This is a genomic window from Microcoleus vaginatus HSN003, from assembly GCF_022701255.1.
Classification (GTDB): Bacteria; Cyanobacteriota; Cyanobacteriia; order Cyanobacteriales; family Microcoleaceae; genus Microcoleus; species Microcoleus vaginatus_B.
The window spans coordinates 3,917,248-3,934,948 of sequence record NZ_CP031705.1 but is presented as its reverse complement, the minus strand read 5'-3'; the positions used below and the strand labels follow the sequence as shown (position 1 = coordinate 3,934,948).

The window sequence follows — 17,701 nt, the reverse complement described above, 5'->3', positions numbered from 1 at the left end:
TTTGTTGTTCGCAGTCTTTTGTCGCTAGCTGCTAAACTGACTAAAATATTCTCGCTTCGAGCCTTTTTAAAGGAAGAAGTTATGCCCTTTTCGATTTTTAATTTTCGATTGGGAATACCAGATGACATAAGGGTTACAAGCTATCCTACAGCAATCCTCGCATCATTTGTGAATTTTTTACTCCCTCCCCTTTGTAAGGGGAGGGTTGGGGTGGGGGAAAAAATTTACGACTCCTGCAAGGATTGCTATACAGTTCCATTACTTTTTGAAACTGGTATTAGAAGAAATTAGATTTCAGAGCCAATTTTTGAATGCCAGAAAAATATTTTTCTGGCATTCATACTTTTTTGACTTCTACTTTCAATCTTCCAATTTCAACCTTCTGCCTTCTACCTTCTTGTGAAAGAGCGACTTGAGAACAATAGCTAATATCGGCCAAACAACCGCTACTTAGCACCAGGACTCGGAGCTGGAGTTGGCGGTTTTTCTTCTTGCTTTAACGGCAGCAGTGCGTGCAAGTCAAAAGCAGTTTTAATTTTGGTTGCCGGCTGCTCCACAGGAACTATTTTCCCTTTCAAAAAATCAACTTCAATTGGCTGATTTGATGCTAGCAATTCAGATTTCAAATTCCTCACTACCAACAGCGACTGCATCAACTCCAAGTTACGCATAAAATTGCGGGTTTGAGCGAAAGTGCCTTCAAACTCTACCTTAAATTTTTTGCGTCTGAGCTTGCCAGCCAGGGACGGCCCAAAGGAGGTATCGGCCAGAATATCCGGGTCTGCAGCTCCGGGCGCGGCGGTTGCTGCTGCTGCCGGCATATCGGGCTCAAATTTGGTAATTTTAGCCTTGAGGTCATCTCCTTGCACGCCGGCGTTGATTCTATTAACCAGTTGGGTCATGTCCAGCAAAAGCGTGTTGGCGCTGGCGTCGCTGGCAAACATTGCCGTCACGTTGGCCCGGCGCTGTTTTGCTTCTTCTTGCTTGGCTTCTGCTTCTGCCTTTTTTTGAATTTGAGTCTGCAATTGCAGTTGCGTTTGCTTGCTTTCGCTAAGTTTTTGCTTGAATTCGTCGCTTTTTTGGAATTCGGGCAGTACGAACTGGTAGCCAAGGTAGCCCGCAATTCCGAGACCGAGAAGGGCAATGCCGATTGCTTGCACTTGGGGCGTCAGCTTAATGCCGAATATTTCCTGACCCCCTGTCTCTTCTGCTTTTCCGCCACTGGGAATAAACTCATTTGCTGCTGTCATTGTTTTTTCACCTCTGGTTTTTGTGGTTCTAGCACTCCTTTTTCTTGAAGTGTTTCAATCCGTATTGCTAGCCCGTCTGCCTGCTTGCTGCGGAGCTCGGGGAGCAACTCGGAGGCTCCGGTCGGGCTGAGCGTCGTTTCAATTTTATATTCCACCACCGGTCGCAGTTTGGGAAGTTCTGGTGGTGCTGCGTTTTGGTTACGCACTTGTAATTGTGCGGGGTTGTTTTTTAATGTGGCCGCTATCAGTTTGGTATCGGTGTTAAGGAAGAAAGGAGAGCGTTGGATTAGCAGCATAAAGTCGTTAACTTGAGCAAAGGTACTGGCTATCCCTGAAATTTGTACTTTTGCTGGCTGCTGCGGGACGACGGGAACCGGAGCAGCCGCCGGGGCGGGGCTAGCGGGGGACGGACTCTCCCCTGGGGACGGGCTGGCTGCGGGGCTGGCTGCGGGGGGTGGGGGTGCTGCTGCAACGGGGGAGGGACTCGGGTCGATTTGCTCGATTTTGCCAATTTGCACTCCCGCCGGAGTGCGGGCACTGAGGTCTTGCAGCATCGCCGACCAAGGTTTAATTTGGTCGAATACTCCGGCTAATGCTTTGTATTCGGCGGTAACTTGGTCGGTTTCGGCGTTGATGGCTTTGATGGTGTTGGCTTGAGTGTTTAACTTTGCTAGTTCTTCGTCGATGGTTGCTTGTTGTGCGGCTAAGTTGGTATTTTCGTTAGTCGCCCACCACCAGGCGCCCATGACTGCGGCGTTGAGGCCGAAGGCAAACAGCAGGGCCCCAATTAGGGGCAGTTGGTCTTTCGCTCCACCGGAACTTTTTTTAGTTGAGCTTTTGGCTACTGCAACGGGTTTGTAGTCCGGACGGTCGTTGAGAAAATTAATATCTAGGCTGTACATGGCTTCACTCGATTTTATAGCAGAAGGAAGAAGGCAGAAGGCACAAGGTAAAAGGTAGAAGGCACGAGGTAGAAGGTAGAAGGTAGAAGGAAAAAGTGATCTACCGCTTATGTTTCAGCAATTAAGAATGTCCTAACAGTCTTGGCTGTTGCTATAGATTTAAATTGGAAATTTTAGATTTTAGACAGAACCCAAGATTGCTGGTACAAGTGAAGGATTTATTTAGGGAAGAAAGAAACAACTTTTTGCCTTCTAATGAAGGAAGGGGCTGCTTCTACCTCAGATATATTCTACCTTTTACCTTCTACCTTCTACCTCCAATATTCTACCTTCTGCTTTCTGCCTTCTTCTTTTGGAAGGGGGATTTTACCTAAAATTCTCAAATCGGTTTTTCTCTCATCTACAACTGTTAGGTCACATAACCTCCCTTAGTCCTAAACCTAGGGCGACTCCTAAACCTGCTCGCTGTTCTGGGGTAATTTCTTGGCTGATTTCTAGCCCTAGGGTTTCGATGGGATCGACTTGAGATGCGGGCAAGCTTAATCTTTGCATAAAAAATTCGTCTAGTTTGCCGATCGCAGCTCCCGGGCCTGCTAGCAGCAGTTGCGCTACTTCGAGTTCTTCGCTCTGGTTGAGGTAAAAGTCTACTGAGCGGCGCAGTTCGTCTGCTAGTTCTCCCAATACTTTTATCATCGCATTTGTGCCGGGATTGGCGTCTCCCGATGCCCCCATTGTATCTGTGACTGGCAGGGTCATGCCTTGCAGTTCGCTGGTGTCTCTGGTTGGCGGCAGGTTCATGGCTTGGTTGAGAGCGGTCTGGATTTGGTAGGTGCCGATCGGGATGGTACGGTTGAACTGAGGTATACCGTCCACTACTATAGCTAACTCGGTGCTGTCAAATTCTATGGCGGTGAGAACTGCGGCTTCTTGGGACGAAAATTGTTGCAGTTGGTCTTTGAGGGTGCGGATTAGGGCAAAACTGGTTACTTCTAGTACGTCTATAATCAGTCCGGCTTCTTTGAAGGTTTCGATGTATGTGTCGGTAACTTCTCTGCGGGTTGCTACTAACACGACTTGCACTTTTTCTACTCCGTCGTCATCTACAAATAGGCCTATTTTTTGATAGTCTACGTCGGCGTCTTCTCGGGGAAACGGCAAGTACAGTCCTGCTTCTGCGTTCATGTAATCCCGCAGTTCTTCTTCGTTGAGCTCTGCGGGAACTGGGATGAGGCGGATGACGGCTTCGCGGCCGGGAATGGCTGTGGCTACTCGCTTGGCTTTGATTTTGTTGTCGGCGAGGACGGCTTTTATTAGTTCTGCCATTCCTGGCGGATCGACTATTTGTCCTTCTTGTACATAGTCTTCTGGAACTTCTATGGAGGCTAGGATGCCTAATTTTAATGCCTGAGCTTTCTTTTCGAGCTGAATGATGTTGATGCGGTCTGGGGCTATTTCGATCCCGATTCCTGGCTGGCGTTGGGAAAGTAGACCTTTGAAAAAGTTAACCATGTGATTGGGTCGCCGGTAATTGCTATTTTTTTCTTTTGTAGTTGGCCAGCCTGATTAAGCGCGCCCGGTGTTGGAGGGTTGGTTTCCAACTGTCGCAAGAGTGCTGTAATCTCGGTATCCCGCCGTAGCTACGCAGCTCCGTCTGTGTTGCGCGATCGCTAGTTCCGATTTTATGCTATCCAATTTACTTGACAATAGCTATTCTGCTGCGAATGTCAATAAATTCCAGCTCGATCGACCGAAAACCTGCCGATTCTGCACAAAAACCGACTCTCTCGATCGCCGTGCCCAGGTACAAAACTCTGTTACTGACTCGATCGCGCTTGATTCGGGCGATTCCCTACCCTTCGGGAACCCCTGCGGGGAACGGGATAGCTTCGTTTCACGCTTTTTTGTCTGACGGTTCCCATAACTCTCAAATTTTATTCTATGAAACGTAAATCTTGGCAACTGTTTGCTGTTTTTGGACTGGTGGGGCTGCTGCTGGCTGCGGTGGTGAGTTGCGGCAAGCCTGCTGTTAATTCCCAGGCAAATAATACGCAGGAAATCGAGTTCTGGACTATGCAGCTTCAACCTCAGTTTACTGAGTATTTCAACAAGACGATCGCCGGTTTTGAAGCCGAAAATCCGGGGGTGAAGGTGCGCTGGGTGGACGTTCCTTGGTCGGCGATGGAAAGCAAGATTTTGGGGGCGGTTTCGGCTAAAACTGCGCCGGATGTGGTGAACCTAAATCCCGATTTTGCTTCGCTGTTGGCGGGACGCAATGCTTGGCTGGATTTGGATTCTCGGATTCCGCAGCAAGTTCGATCGACCTATCTGCCAAATATCTGGAAAGCTGGCGTACTCGACGGCAAGAGTTTTGGCATTCCTTGGTATCTCACGACTGGGGTAACTATTTACAATACGGAGTTATTGAAGAAGGCTGGAATTGCTAAGCCTCCGGCTACTTATGCCGAGTTGGCAACTGTTGCCAAGCAGGTGAAGGAAAAGACTGGTAAGTTTGCTTTTTTTGTGACTTTTGTGCCGGAAGATTCGGCGGAAGTTTTGCAATCTTTCGTGCAGATGGGTGTGCCTTTGGTTGACGCTAAAGGCAAGGCTGCTTTTAATACTGCTAAGGGCAAAGCTGTTTTTCAGTATTGGGTGGATTTGTACAAGGGCGGACTTTTGCCGCAGGATGTTTTGGTGCAGGGACATCGTAGGGCGATCGAGCTTTATCAAGCTGGGGAAACTACTTTGTTAGCTTCGGGGCCTCAGTTTTTGAAGGCGATTTCTGAGAATGCTCCGAGTATTGGTGCTGTTTCGGCTGCTGCGCCTCAAATTACGGGGGAAACCGGCAAGAAGACTGTGGCGGTGATGAATTTGGTTGTGCCCCGCGACAGCAAGCGCCCTGATGATGCTGTCAAGTTTGCTTTGTACGTGACTAATTCTCAAAATCAGTTGGCTTTTGCTAAGGCTGCTAATGTTTTGCCTTCTACGGTTGAGGCTTTACAGGACGGTTATTTTAAGAGCGTTCCTGCTGATGCTCCTGCTGCCGATCGAGCTCGGGTTGTTAGTGCTTCTGGGTTGAGTTCCGCCGAGCTATTGATTCCGCCTCTCAAGGATGTTAAGAAGTTGCAAAAGGCGATTTATGACAATTTGCAGGCTGCAATGTTGGAGGAGAAATCGGTAGAACAGGCTGTGGCTGATGCGGCTAAGGCTTGGGATCAAAGGTAGTTTTGAATTGCAGCAGGGGCGGGATTTTATTTGCTCTCGCCCCTTGCTTTTTTCTGCCACTTGACGTATTATTAAATAATGGGAATCTGTGCCACCATATATATCAGCATATATAAGCTTTTAAGTTATTATCGAATGATGAAATTACCGCCTCTTCACAACGCGGAGTCGGAGGATAACTCTGGATAAGTCAATCTCGAATATTTTAGAGGTAAATGTTTGTTGATAAGAACGATCGCTCATCCCAGGAAACGGGTTTCTTTATCCCGTGCGATCGCCTTTCTCAATTCAGCTTGATTGATGATTTGTAGGGATATAGCCTGAATTCCTCAAATATTCATAAATTTGACTCGTGTTAAAATCCAAGCTCAGATCGGAATAGGAGAAAATTCTTATGCCAGCGATGACACTCAAAGATTTCAACCAAGTTCAAACCCTTTTTTCCAAAGCGGGTTTAGATTACCAAATTGAACTAGAAGACGGGATAATTTCAGTTAGGGGGCCATCAGACATCGTATCCAGTGAAATCAGTAGCCGTCTCATCGCCTTTCTTTTCGCTTGGATAAATCCCCGTCGCTTGGGAAGAGTCTTTGACTCCGCAGGCGGTTTCATCATGCCGGATACGAATGTCAAAGCACCGGATGTTTCTTTTGTGCGGGCCGCCCGCTTGCGCCAAAGTCCGCGTTATTTTGGAGAACTTGTCCCCGATTTGGTGGTTGAGATTAAATCTCAGGGCGATCGCATTAAGCTTATAGAAACTAAGGTTTTGAAGTTTATAGAGCTGGGTGCGACAGTCGGAATTCTTATCGATCCTGATGAAGAAACAGTGACTATTTATCGCTCTACAGGTGAACCGACTGTTTTAGGAAATGGCGATATCTTAACAGTAGCAGAACTTTTTCCCGGTTGGGAATTCCCCGTTTCGGAATTGTGGCCTCCTATCTTTACGGAGGAAGAAACACAATTCTGAGGCATTTAAGCTTGGGATTGTTGTTGTTGCAGAAAATAGCCGACCAGATAAAGCGAACCGCAAAGGATTGTTAGGTTGTCACTTGCAACAGCAGCATCTAAAGCTGTTGTTAAGTCGGGGAAGGCTTGACAGAGAGTTAATTCGGGGCAGATAATTTGAGCTAGGGTGGCTAATTCTGCGGGGGATGATGAGTTGTGATCGGGTACGGGTACTAAGTAAAGTCGATCGCCCTTTTTGAGTAATGCTTTCAAAATATCGTCGCAGTCTTTGGTAGCCAGAATCCCAATTACCCAGTTAATCGGTTGGGAACTGTTAAGATTATCGACATATTCGCGCAGTGCGATCGCTGCGGCGGGGTTGTGCGCGCCGTCAATTAATAGGTTGCGGTTTTTCCAAGTTGTCTGCTGGAGTCTTCCGGGCCATTGGGTTTGGGCGATACCGTTTTTGATGGCGGTTTGGGAAATTTGCCATCCTTGGTTTTGAAGAGTGTGCAAAGTTGCGATCGCAATTGCTGAATTCATTAGTTGAATTTTCCCCAGCAGCGGCAATTGATATTTTATTTTATCCGCATTTTGATTTAACTGATATTCTGCGAATCCTTGTCCTAAATCTATTGCGGGTGTTACCCAAGTTGCCGGACAGTCTAATTCTTGAATGCGTTTTTCTACTACTATTCTAGCTAATTCTGGCAATTCTCCGATAACTGCCGGACACTTTGATTTGAGAATTCCCGCTTTTTCCCCAGCAATATGTGCGACGGTGGGACCGAGTATCTGCCAGTGTTCAAGACTGATAGAAGTAATGACGCTAGCGAGAGGTGTTTCGCAAACATTAGTCGCGTCTAATCTACCGCCCAATCCCGTTTCTATCACTGCGATGTCGGTTTTTTGTTCGGCGAAATACAGCCAAGCTGCGGCGGTGATTATTTCAAATTGGGTGGGAGTTTCGGTGTTGTTTTGGGTAGCGGCGACAACTCGTTCGAGACACTGCTGCAATTGTGTTGAGGAAATCGGTTGTTGGTTGATGCAAATTCTTTCTGTCCAATCGATTAAGTGCGGAGATGTATAGCGTCCAACTCGATAGCCTGCTTCTGTTAGTACGGAAGAGAGATAAGCGCAAACGGAACCTTTGCCATTGGTGCCGGCAACGTGGATAATGGGTACTTGTTTGTGGGGGTTGTCTAGTTTTTCGAGAAGTTGGTGAATTCTTTCTAGCCCGAGATGGACGCCGAAATGTTGGTAAGATTGGAGCAGGGAACTTGCATTCATTGAGGATATCTGCTATGATTGCCCCTGGTAAAATTGGGGTATCTAATTTTTATAACAAATGACGAATATACTGCAAGCGATCGCTACAATTATTAATCATCCTATACCTGACTTACTAAGTTATTATAAAAGCCAAAGCAATAATAGAATTAATGCTCTGGGTGATGCCCTAGAGTATTTTGTCAAGGACGCTTTTGCCAATACTATAGATGAACCAGAACTCAGCAATAAACTTGAAAAGTACACTGAACTCTTTTCTTGGAGTGGCAATCCGAATAATCCTCCTGATTTAATCATCAGAAATGGCGATGCCATAGAAGTCAAGAAAATACAAACTTCGAGCCTCCAGATTCCATTAAATAGTTCTTATCCCAAATCAAAATTGTTTTCTAACAATCCACAAATAGCCTCAGCTTGTCGTAAGTGTGAAACATGGACAGAGAAGGATATTGTGTATGCAATTGGAGCCACCAGTGCCGACAAGACAAAACAAACTCTGAAAAGGCTATGGCTTATTTATGGTGACTGCTATGCTGCTAGTAAAGAATATTATGAACGGATTAGAGATCAAATAGCTACTGGGATTAATGCAATTCCCGATGTCGAATTTAGTAAAACAAGAGAACTAGGGAGAGTGAATAAAGTAGACCCATTAGGTATAACTTACTTAAGAATTAGAGGAATGTGGGGCATAAATAATCCTGCGATAGTTTTTGATTATATAAATACAGGATACGACCCCCAGACAAATTTTCAGATAATAGCCATAATGAAGGAGAGTAAATATTTGTCTTTTCCACTTGACAGCAGAACAATGATCGAATCCATATCAGTTCCAGGATTTAATATTAATACTCAGCGGATTAAATGTCCCGATAATCCTGTAAACCTTATACCTGCTAAAATTATTACTTACAAAATCTAACACTAAAGGCAAAGGCATTATGAATATCATCTCTCTGTTTGCAGGTTGTGGTGGGTTGGATTTGGGTTTTCGACAAGCTAAATTTAATATTGTTTGGGCGAATGAGTACGATCGCACTATTTGGGATACCTACGAGTTTAACCATCCTGAAACTATTTTAGATCGCAGAGATATCAGAAAAATCAAATCTGATGAAATTCCCAACTGTATTGGGATAATCGGCGGCCCTCCTTGTCAAAGTTGGAGTGAAGCAGGTGCTAAACGAGGGATTGAGGACAGTCGGGGTCAACTTTTCTGGGAGTATATCAGAATTGTGCGGGACAAGCAGCCTTTGTTTTTTTTAGCTGAGAATGTTAGCGGAATCTTAGCTCCCAGAAACAAAGAAGCTTTTACTTATATATTATCGCAGTTTGAGGAGATCGGGTATCGGGTTTCCTACAAGTTGTTGAATGCTAGAAATTTTGGTGTTCCGCAAGATAGGCAAAGGGTGATTGTTGTTGGTTATCGCGAAAATCTGGGTTTTGGTTTTGAGTTTCCCGAACCTGGGACCGATGTTTTGACGCTGAAAGATGCGATTTTTGATTTGCAGGCCGCGCCACTGTCAGTTAAAGGTAAATTAGATAATTATCACGATTCTGTCCCAAATCACGAATGTGCGGATTTGGGGTTTTCGAGCATTTATATGTCGCGGAATCGAGTTAGAATTTGGTCAGAACCTTCTTTTACAATTCAGGCAAGCGGCAGACACGCACCTCTCCATCCTCAAGCTAGTAAAATGATTTTGGTTGGCAAAGACAAACGCATTTTTGACCCTAATTCGCCTCAGCCTTACCGTCGGCTTTCTGTGCGAGAGTGCGCGAGAGTTCAGACTTTCCCGGATGAGTTTATTTTTAAGTACAAGTATATTGCTGATGGATACAAAATGGTCGGCAATGCTGTTCCTGTGAATTTAGCAAGAGTTTTGGCAAGTAAGATTTTTGAGGATATTGTCATAGGGCATAGGGCATAGGGCATTGGTGTCAACTGAAACCGACCATCTACCAGTCGCTAGAGAATGAATTCCACGGGGCTTTTAGCGAAACTCCTCGCTATGAAGACTAATCTCAAATCCGTTGACATCAGAATTATTCATCTCTCTCTTCTCTTCCTCTGTGTCCTCTGTACCCTCTGTGGTTTCATCATTCCGAATTATCTGTCATTTAAATTTTGTTAACTCGCCGAGATTGTGCTGAATCGCATTTGTCCCGCGAATATGAGACAAGGGAGAACCTCCGTACAAAAAGCTGTTCAAACTAACTTGATAATTTTGCTGAACTGCTAAATCTAGCCACAAATTGCTAATCGCATCTCCCGGTTTGTAGTCGGGAATATTGTGCTGATAGTAAGGAAAACTGTCAATACAAGTATTGAAAAAGTTCTTGCGCCCGCAATGCTTTAAATACTGATATCGTGGCTTAAATTCTGGCTGATTTTCCAATACTGTATAAATAGTATCTGCGAGAGATTCCGAATCAAATTTGGCGTAAAGACCCGCACCTTCCGGGAAAACTGGCGAGTTTCCTCTGGCGTATTGGTTGAATTCTTCAAAACAAATTACTGGTACGTTGCAACTCATGGCTTCGGTAATGCCCCGGTTTTTTCCTTCGAGGAGGGAACCGAGGACGAATGCTTGTGCTCGCGAATAATATGTGGGGATTTCGCTGTAGTAGTCAACTCTCGGCACTAAGTTAATGTAGTCGGAGGGATTGGTTAAAATTGTCTCTATTTGTTGCCATTCTTGTAAGGCGTACTGGTCGAGAGTTTTGAGGTTGCTAGCATCAAATTCGTGGCCGGTGACAACTGTTAATTTAATCGGTTTTTGCGGATATTTTTGGCGGTAAACTTTTAAGGCTTTGGCTATGATTGGCAAATTTTTTTCTTCTGAAATTCGGGCGACGGCTAGCAAGTCTATGTCTTTGGCGGGGACGTTGCGCGGGGAAATTAAGTATTCGTTGATGAAGTCGGTGTCTTGCAGTGGTATGATTGGTTTGTGGGCGCGATCGGGATAAGTTTCGCGAAACCATTTATCCCGCTGCGGGTTTTTGTATAAACTAGAGTAGGCGTCAGCTATGGGGGCCCAGGAGTAGGAGATTCCGGGGGAATAGGCGAAGGATAAAAATACTGAGGAAAGTTGGGGAAATAGTTTGTTGATGAGTTCGACTGCTTCGCTGAAGTAAATTCCTTTGATGAAACGCCCTTCGTAAAACAGTGGGGGAAGCAAGACGTAGAAACTGACGGTATCGAAGCGGTGGGGTTGGTCTTCAAATATCTCCCAGGTAAAGGCGTCTAAGTCTGCATAAATTTCGGCGATTGGTTTGTTGATGTGGGGGTTGCGTAAATATGGTTTTTGTCGATCGTAATTTCCACGTACCATATAATTCTGAGTGTGAGTATCTAGCTTTTTTTATGTAACCGCAGAGGCCGCAGAGGAGAAGAGAAGAGAGATATTCACAATTCATCTAAGGGTTGTTCTAGCGATTCATTGTCGCCTATTGTGAGGGCGAGTTGGTAGATTTGGCGGCGGGGGAGGGATGTTTGTTGCGCTAGTTGGCGGCTGGCTTGGGAACGACTTATGCCTTGTGCAATTAATGTTTGCAATTCTGCTTTAATGGCGTCTTCGGAAAATATTGGGGCTGCTGTTTGGATGCCGGCAATTACAAGGGTAAATTCTCCCTGGGGTTCGCGATTGGTGTAAAGTTCTATCGCACTTTCCATACTACCACGCCAAAACTCTTCGTGCATTTTCGTCAATTCCCTCGCCAGTACAATCTGTCTGTCGCTTCCCAAACTATTTGCTAAATCTTGTAAAGTTTGTCGCAATCTGTGGGGAGATTCGTATAATATTATAGTGCGGGATTCTATTTGCAAAGCTTCTAAACTCTGTTGGCGTTCTTGACCTTTCACGGGTAAGAAACCTTCAAATACAAATCTTTGTGTGGGTAATCCTGATGCAGTTATGCCAACAATGCAGGCGGTCGGGCCGGGAATCGGAATAATGTTAATATTAGCATCGGCGCAGGCTTTGACCAACTCGTATCCGGGGTCAGAAATTCCCGGCATTCCGGCATCGGTGACAAGGGCGATATCTTTGCCTAAAAGCAGTTTGTCAATGAGTTCGGGAAGTCGCTGGTGTTGGTTGTGTTCGTGATAGCTGATTTGGGGCGTTTGGATTTGAAAGTGGTGCAAAAGTTTGCCTGTATGGCGGGTGTCTTCGGCGGCGATGAAGTCTGCTGTTTGCAAGATGCGGATGGCCCGAAATGTCATGTCTTCGAGGTTGCCGATCGGGGTTCCTACGATGTAAAGTGTTCCTGTGGTGGGATTTGCTTGCATTTTAAGATTGGGATTTTTTAACCGCAGATGGGACACGGGCGGGACGCCCATGCCACACATTTAAGAAGATATGAAAACTGGATTGTTTTTGGGATTGGCGACTTTAGATTTAGTTTATTTGGCCGGGAAGCCTCCGGGTGAAAATCAGAAAGTTGTTGCTTCTGATTGTACCATTGCTGCGGGCGGGCCGGCGGCTAATGCTGCGGTCACTTTTAGCTATTTGGGGAATGCGGCGGTATGGGCTGGTGTGTTGGGTACTCACGCGATCGCCCAATTAATTCGTGCAGACTTAGCGGAGTATAATGTCAGGATAATTGATTTGGAACCCGGGCGATCGCACTCGCCGCCAGTTTCCTCGATTATTGTAACTGAAGCAACGGGCGATCGATCGGTAATTTCCATCAATGCTACGAAATCGCAAGTTGACAGTCAAACAATTAACCAGGATATTTTAACATCAGTTAGTATTGTACTGCTTGACGGACATCAAATCGCAGCCAGCAAAGAAATTGCTCAACTTGCCAACTCAAAAAACATTCCAATTGTCCTAGACGGCGGCAGTTGGAAACCCGGATTAGAGGAAATATTGCCTTTCATTGAATGGGCGGTATGTTCCGAGAATTTTCATCCCCCAAACTGCGACAATTCAGAACAAGTCTTTGCTTACCTGTCAGCAGCCGGAATTTCCCATATTGCCATCACTCGCGGCGAAAAATCAATTTTATACCTCAGCAATGGCACTTACGGCACTATAGAAGTACCTCAAATTCAAGCCACAGACACTTTAGGCGCTGGCGACATCTTTCACGGGGCTTTCTGTCACTACATTTTGCAAAATAACTTTACCGATAGTCTCACCGCAGCGGCTAAAATCGCTTCCCATTCCTGCAAAAACTTCGGAACCCGCGCCTGGATGAATAAGGGTTAATTTTCAATTAAAATTAACCAAACTATCCGCTTAAAACCGTTCAAAGCTAGAAAACTTGAACTGGCAACACTTGTTGAGTTAAAATCCTGACAGCAACCTCGACAAAATTTGTGAACTTCCCTCCTCTCTTCCTTCGCGCCCTTAGCGCCTTCGCGGTTCGTTAACAAAATTGCTATATTAGTAAGACAACTTAAAGTCACACAAAACACTCCCAAAAGAACATACCCGAATCATGCCTGACACCCAACCTCTAAGCATCACCCTTCCCCCTTTGCGGATTACCCTAACAGAACAACAGCAAGTTAACCTAGAATGGCTGACACAAAACTTGCCCAATCTACTCACCCCAAGCAAACAAGAAATACCCGACAATATGAAACAGTGGGTGGCGGCTAACAAATTATTAAATCAACCCGACGCAGAAATTATTCAAGCACTAATAAATACCGGCATAGATGCGGAAACAGCCACCGCAGAAGTTAGGGAAATATCATCTCATCCCTACTTTCAAGCAGGTAGTCAGTACGTCCAGTTATTGCAAAAATTAGAATCGCATCTTAGGATTAGCAATCAATTAGCCGCATTGTCTTCTAAGTTTGGCACAATCGAACGCAAAAGCAGCCTTTCTAGAGAGTATTTTCTCGAAAATTACTACGCAAAAAATACTCCAGTAATTATTACCAATATTATGCACAACTGGAAAGCGTTGCAGTTGTGGACGCCGGAGTATTTGCAGCAAAAATACGGCGATGCAGAGGTACAAATTCAAGCTAACCGCAATTCCGACCCGAATTACGAAATTAAGATAGAAAATCACAAAAAAATTGTTTTGTTCCGCAAATATGTAGAGATGGTGGTTAAGGGCGGGCCTAGCAACGACTACTACATGGTTGCTAACAACCAAACTCTGGAAAGAGAGGAATTTAAACCCCTATTCAACGACATTGAAATTTTCCCAGAATACCTAAATCCAACGGATACAAAAGGCAGAGTTTTCTTTTGGTTCGGCCCGAAAGGCACAATTACACCGCTGCACCATGACCCAGTTAATTTAATTTTAGCTCAAGTGTCGGGTCGCAAACTAATTAAATTGATTTCTCCGCAACAAACACCTCTGCTTTATAATCACGTCGGAGTTTTCAGCAAGGTTGACGGCGAAAATCCCGATTATGACAAATACCCGCTTTACAGAGATGCGAAAATTATTGAAGTGATTTTGGAACCGGGAGAAGCTATCTTTATTCCTGTTGGTTGGTGGCACCATGTAAAATCATTGGAAGTTAGTATTTCGGTTTCGTTTACTAATTTTGTGTTTCCGAATTATTATGAATGGAAATATCCTCATATTAATTGGTAATCTATCGTTACTATGCTCTGCCTGGTAACGCATATCTAGAGGCTCTGCCTCCGATTCTACTAATAGGAAAAGGAAAGCTCTCCTCCTGATTTTGCCAACAGGAAGAAGGAGGCAGAGCCTCCGAATAGGCATTCCCAGGCAGAGCCTGGGAACGAGTAATGGTTCCCAGGGGCGGGCACGGGGGCACCGCCCTACTGAAATCTGCGTTCATCCGCATTCATCTGCCGTTCAAAAAAAACAAATTCATGAAAACTCTTGAACAGTTAAGCGAAATTTCGCGATCGATCGCCTGGAGTGCATCAGATATCCTACAATCCTATTATCGGCAGGATTCCAACACTCCTAACCTCGACATCCAAGAAAAAAAAGATGGCCCCGTCACGGCCGCCGATGTCGCTGTCAATTCTTACATTCTCGACGAATTGCAGTCGGCTTTAGGGAATGCAGAATTTGGGTATCTCACCGAAGAAACTTACAAATCTTATTTAGAAAAAAACGGTCAAGTTCCCTTACCTCAAAGTTGGGTTTGGATTATTGACCCTTTGGATGGAACGCGAGATTTTATTGACAGGACAGGTGAATTTGCCGTTCACATTGCTTTAGCGTTCGAGGGAAGACCTGTATTAGCAGTTGTGGCTTGGCCCGAACAGCAAAAGATTTATTACGCAGTGCAAAATGCTGGCGCTTTTATGGAAACTCGGGACGGTTCTGCGGTCAAATTGCAGGTTTCGGCGCGAAATATAGTGGCAGATTTATCTATAGTAACCAGCCGCAGTCACCGGGGCGATCGCTTTAATCAATTGTTACAAAAACTGCCTTGTCAAAATCAACTAGCTGTCGGCAGTATCGGCTGTAAAATTGCGACAATTGTCGAACAAAAGGCTGATGTTTATATTGCGCTTTCGGGAAAGTCTGCACCGAAAGATTGGGATTTAGCGGCACCGGAATTAATTTTGACTGAAGCGGGCGGTCAATTTACTCGTTTTGACGGTTCTACTTTGCAATATAACCGGGGAGATGTGAGTCAGTGGGGGGGATTGTTGGCGAGTAACGGTTGCTGTCACGCTGCTTTATGCGGGGAGGCTGAGGGGATTTTAGCGGAGATAGATGGGGGTTTGAAGTAATCAAAAGTTTAGTAGGGTGCGTTAGAAGACCGTATTTTCTGTAGGACTAATTGCTTACGCACCCTAAAGTATGTATCAAAATTGCTGACTTTGAAATTTCTGTACAATTTCACTTACGTTTCCTAAATATTTCGGGTAAATCAATCTCGCCTTTTTTACAGTAATAATACTTAAGTATTTTTCACATTTTTATCAAAAATTTAATTAACTAGGTATTTTTTAAGAAAAATTTACATATTTTCTGTAAAAAAACTGCTATCCTTACGACACAAGATGAGGACTCACCGGGTTTTTACGGAGAAAGGGTGTGTCTGTATAAATAAAAATTGATAGATAGTTTCGGACGCCAGTCACGAAATTGCGGAATTTTTGTATTTTTTTGAAACCCCAGTCAGGTGGATTATGCCCAATTTAAATATTCCAGTTTCAGTAAGGTCGATCGCCTTTATCGACACTCAAGTTGAAGATTATCAAAGTTTGATTGTCGGGGTAAAACCGGGTACGGAAGTAGTCGTTTTGGATGTGAACCGGGATGCGATCGACCAAATTACTGAAATTTTAGCTCTTCGCAGCAATATTGACAGCATTCACATAGTTTCTCACGGCAGTTCAGGCAGCTTGCAACTCGGCGACGGTAGCTTGAGTTTAGATGATATAGAGTGCGATCGGCAGGATCTACAGCAGTGGTTTTCCCCACGAACCGACTCAATCGGCGACACTCGACCCAATATCCTCCTTTACGGGTGCTGTGTAGCAGCAGGCGAGACAGGAAAAGCATTTGTCAAACGCTTGAGTGAGTTAACCGGGGCCTTTGTTGCAGCTTCCCAAAACCTCACGGGAAGTGTAGCAAAGGGCGGCGACTGGGAATTAGAAGTGAGCACCGGACAAATTGAAACACCGCTGGTATTTGAAGCGGAAGTGTTAGCGGGTTACGAGTACGTTCTGTCTACTTTTGGTGCTGCGACTGATTTTCCCATAACATACAGTCTCCGTAAAGTTGCCACTGGCGATTTTAACAAAGACGGCAACCTTGACCTAGCCTTTGCAACCACTGGAGTTAATCGCAACGTCTCGATCGCCCTGGGAGATGGCACTGGCAAATTTGGCCCTGCCACTAATCTTAACACCAGTCCGCCGAGCGATCTCTCTACCTACTCTGTCGCTGTAGGCGACTTTAACAAAGACGGTAATTCTGACCTGGTTACGGCTAATAATGCGACTAACAACGTTTCTCTCCTGTTAGGGAATGGCGATGGCACTTTTGGTACTGCCACCTACTTTGGTGTGGGGTCAAGCCCTTATACCGTCGCTGTGGGAGACTTCAACGGGGACGGCAATCCTGACTTAGCTACAGCCAATCAAAGCTCTAACGACATCTCCATCTTGCCGGGTAATGGTAATGGTACTTTTGGCGCAGCTACTAATTTGAGCGTGGGGGCAAATCCTTATTTTGTGCTTGTCGGCGACTTTAACAAGGATGGCAAGCCAGACTTAGCGACAGCGAACTTTGGGTCTAACAGCGTATCCATCCTGTTAGGGAATGGCGATGGCACTTTCGGCGCCGCCACTAACTTTACCGTTGGAAATAGCCCTAATTACATTGCTATAGGAGACTTTAACGGGGACAATAATCCTGACTTAGCAACCAGCAATCAAATCTCAAACAACGTATCAATACTGTTAGGAACTGGCACAGGAAACTTTAGTACAGCTACCAACTTTGGCGTTGGAACACAACCCCTTGCTATTGCTAGTGGTGACTTCAATGCCGATGGAAAAGTCGATTTAGCTACAGCCGACAATGGATCGGGCGATGTCTCCGTCGTATTTGGAAGTGGCAATGGCAGCTTTGGGACTGCCACTACTTTTCTTGTGGCAGCCAGTCCCCAAGGTATTGTTGTAGGCGATTTTAACAAAGATGGCTTATCCGATTTAGCTACGGCGAACTTTGCCTCTCAAAACACCTCGATTCTGCTGAATACATCCCCGGCGGTAAATTTCGGTGCTGCAACTTACAGTGGCACTGAAGGAACTGCGGATACAGTAGTCAATATTCCCGTTACTATCAGCGCTACTCCTGACGCTGCTGTAACAGTGCCAATTGTCATCGACCCCACTAGCACAGCCACCGAAAATTCAGACTACACCTTTTCGCCTACTACTGTTACTTTCCCCGCCGGCACTACTACTCTCACTCAGAATGTTGCAGTTACTATCAAACCTGACAATCTCCCTGAAAACGCCGAAACCGCAATTCTCAACTTTGGCACAATCACCGGTAGCGTTGCAGGTACAACCAAACAAACAACATTAACTATAGCAATCCTAAATCATTATCAAGACTATGATACAATTATATGCAATACTTGATTGTGACAATAAAAAA

Annotated in this window: 15 protein-coding genes; 9 read left to right on the top strand and 6 right to left on the bottom strand. The window is 45.2% G+C overall.

Features of this window, described 5'->3' with window-relative positions:
* Nucleotides 1–446 precede the first annotated feature (446 nt).
* The 3 genes from D0A37_RS17040 to pilM form a co-directional block, all read right to left on the bottom strand.
* Nucleotides 447–1,250, bottom strand: coding sequence for a pilus assembly protein PilO (locus D0A37_RS17040; protein ID WP_242716115.1), 804 nt, complete (start codon nt 1,248–1,250; stop codon nt 447–449).
* Nucleotides 1,247–2,152, bottom strand: coding sequence for a PilN domain-containing protein (locus D0A37_RS17035; protein WP_242716113.1), 906 nt, complete (start codon nt 2,150–2,152; stop codon nt 1,247–1,249). The genes D0A37_RS17040 and D0A37_RS17035 overlap by 4 nt, the downstream gene beginning before the upstream one ends.
* Nucleotides 2,153–2,566: 414 nt before the next feature.
* Nucleotides 2,567–3,661, bottom strand: a complete 1,095-nt coding sequence (gene pilM / locus D0A37_RS17030; RefSeq protein ID WP_242716111.1) for a type IV pilus assembly protein PilM — start codon at nt 3,659–3,661, stop codon at nt 2,567–2,569.
* A gap of 212 nt (nt 3,662–3,873) precedes the next feature.
* Between pilM and D0A37_RS17025 the strand changes: the two genes are divergently transcribed.
* The 3 genes from D0A37_RS17025 (at nt 3,874) to D0A37_RS17015 (ending at nt 6,344) form a co-directional block, all read left to right on the top strand.
* Nucleotides 3,874–4,101 (top strand): hypothetical protein, encoded by a 228-nt coding sequence (locus tag D0A37_RS17025; protein WP_242716109.1) that lies wholly within the window; start codon nt 3,874–3,876, stop codon nt 4,099–4,101.
* A complete protein-coding gene (locus tag D0A37_RS17020; protein WP_242716107.1) occupies nt 4,091–5,374 on the top strand; it encodes an ABC transporter substrate-binding protein in 1,284 nt (427 codons plus the stop codon). The genes D0A37_RS17025 and D0A37_RS17020 overlap by 11 nt, the downstream gene beginning before the upstream one ends.
* Before the next feature lie 394 nt (nt 5,375–5,768).
* Nucleotides 5,769–6,344 carry a Uma2 family endonuclease gene (locus tag D0A37_RS17015; protein ID WP_242716105.1) on the top strand — a complete coding sequence of 192 codons (576 nt, stop codon included), beginning with the start codon at nt 5,769–5,771 and terminating at the stop codon, nt 6,342–6,344.
* Nucleotides 6,345–6,349: 5 nt separating this feature from the next.
* Here D0A37_RS17015 and D0A37_RS17010 read toward each other — a convergent pair whose 3' ends face one another.
* Entirely contained in the window at nt 6,350–7,612 is a 1,263-nt protein-coding gene (locus D0A37_RS17010; RefSeq protein ID WP_242716103.1) for a bifunctional folylpolyglutamate synthase/dihydrofolate synthase, read from the bottom strand.
* 58 nt (nt 7,613–7,670) lie between these two features.
* Between D0A37_RS17010 and D0A37_RS17005 the strand changes: the two genes are divergently transcribed.
* Both D0A37_RS17005 and D0A37_RS17000 read left to right on the top strand, forming a co-directional pair.
* Nucleotides 7,671–8,537 (top strand): NgoPII family restriction endonuclease, encoded by an 867-nt coding sequence (locus tag D0A37_RS17005; protein ID WP_242716101.1) that lies wholly within the window; start codon nt 7,671–7,673, stop codon nt 8,535–8,537.
* 19 nt (nt 8,538–8,556) lie between these two features.
* A complete protein-coding gene (locus D0A37_RS17000) occupies nt 8,557–9,546 on the top strand; it encodes a DNA cytosine methyltransferase (protein WP_242716099.1) in 990 nt (329 codons plus the stop codon).
* Between the two features lie 186 nt (nt 9,547–9,732).
* Here D0A37_RS17000 and D0A37_RS16995 read toward each other — a convergent pair whose 3' ends face one another.
* The gene (locus D0A37_RS16995; protein WP_242716097.1) at nt 9,733–10,950 is read right to left on the bottom strand and encodes a glycosyltransferase; all 1,218 of its coding nucleotides are present in this window, start codon (nt 10,948–10,950) and stop codon (nt 9,733–9,735) included.
* 74 nt (nt 10,951–11,024) lie between these two features.
* A complete protein-coding gene (rsmI, locus tag D0A37_RS16990) occupies nt 11,025–11,906 on the bottom strand; it encodes a 16S rRNA (cytidine(1402)-2'-O)-methyltransferase (RefSeq protein ID WP_242716095.1) in 882 nt (293 codons plus the stop codon).
* Nucleotides 11,907–11,976: 70 nt separating this feature from the next.
* On the opposite strand from rsmI, the gene D0A37_RS16985 reads away from it, so the two are divergent.
* The 4 genes from D0A37_RS16985 (at nt 11,977) to D0A37_RS16970 (ending at nt 17,685) form a co-directional block, all read left to right on the top strand.
* Nucleotides 11,977–12,834 (top strand): sugar kinase, encoded by an 858-nt coding sequence (locus D0A37_RS16985; RefSeq protein ID WP_242716093.1) that lies wholly within the window; start codon nt 11,977–11,979, stop codon nt 12,832–12,834.
* 232 nt (nt 12,835–13,066) lie between these two features.
* On the top strand, nt 13,067–14,191 hold the full coding sequence (locus D0A37_RS16980; RefSeq protein WP_242716091.1) for a cupin-like domain-containing protein: 1,125 nt from the start codon (nt 13,067–13,069) through the stop codon (nt 14,189–14,191).
* Nucleotides 14,192–14,436: 245 nt separating this feature from the next.
* Nucleotides 14,437–15,315 (top strand): 3'(2'),5'-bisphosphate nucleotidase CysQ family protein, encoded by an 879-nt coding sequence (locus D0A37_RS16975; RefSeq protein WP_242716088.1) that lies wholly within the window; start codon nt 14,437–14,439, stop codon nt 15,313–15,315.
* 402 nt (nt 15,316–15,717) lie between these two features.
* Nucleotides 15,718–17,685: a DUF4347 domain-containing protein gene (locus D0A37_RS16970; protein ID WP_242716086.1), complete on the top strand. Its 1,968-nt coding sequence runs from the start codon at nt 15,718–15,720 to the stop codon at nt 17,683–17,685.
* Nucleotides 17,686–17,701 lie beyond the last annotated feature (16 nt).

Bases quoted from the DNA above. Each gene is read 5' to 3' on its own strand.
- rsmI (WP_242716095.1), bottom strand. From the start codon at position 11,906: ATGCAAGCAAATCCCACCACAGGAACACTTTACATCGTAGGAACCCCG.
- D0A37_RS16985 (WP_242716093.1), top strand. From the start codon at position 11,977: ATGAAAACTGGATTGTTTTTGGGATTGGCGACTTTAGATTTAGTTTAT.
- D0A37_RS17035 (WP_242716113.1), bottom strand. From the start codon at position 2,152: ATGTACAGCCTAGATATTAATTTTCTCAACGACCGTCCGGACTACAAA.
- D0A37_RS17025 (WP_242716109.1), top strand. From the start codon at position 3,874: ATGTCAATAAATTCCAGCTCGATCGACCGAAAACCTGCCGATTCTGCA.
- D0A37_RS16970 (WP_242716086.1), top strand. From the start codon at position 15,718: ATGCCCAATTTAAATATTCCAGTTTCAGTAAGGTCGATCGCCTTTATC.
- D0A37_RS17020 (WP_242716107.1), top strand. From the start codon at position 4,091: ATGAAACGTAAATCTTGGCAACTGTTTGCTGTTTTTGGACTGGTGGGG.
- D0A37_RS17000 (WP_242716099.1), top strand. From the start codon at position 8,557: ATGAATATCATCTCTCTGTTTGCAGGTTGTGGTGGGTTGGATTTGGGT.
- D0A37_RS17040 (WP_242716115.1), bottom strand. From the start codon at position 1,250: ATGACAGCAGCAAATGAGTTTATTCCCAGTGGCGGAAAAGCAGAAGAG.
- D0A37_RS16975 (WP_242716088.1), top strand. From the start codon at position 14,437: ATGAAAACTCTTGAACAGTTAAGCGAAATTTCGCGATCGATCGCCTGG.
- D0A37_RS17010 (WP_242716103.1), bottom strand. From the start codon at position 7,612: ATGAATGCAAGTTCCCTGCTCCAATCTTACCAACATTTCGGCGTCCAT.
- D0A37_RS17005 (WP_242716101.1), top strand. From the start codon at position 7,671: ATGACGAATATACTGCAAGCGATCGCTACAATTATTAATCATCCTATA.
- pilM (WP_242716111.1), bottom strand. From the start codon at position 3,661: ATGGTTAACTTTTTCAAAGGTCTACTTTCCCAACGCCAGCCAGGAATC.
- D0A37_RS16980 (WP_242716091.1), top strand. From the start codon at position 13,067: ATGCCTGACACCCAACCTCTAAGCATCACCCTTCCCCCTTTGCGGATT.
- D0A37_RS16995 (WP_242716097.1), bottom strand. From the start codon at position 10,950: ATGGTACGTGGAAATTACGATCGACAAAAACCATATTTACGCAACCCC.
- D0A37_RS17015 (WP_242716105.1), top strand. From the start codon at position 5,769: ATGCCAGCGATGACACTCAAAGATTTCAACCAAGTTCAAACCCTTTTT.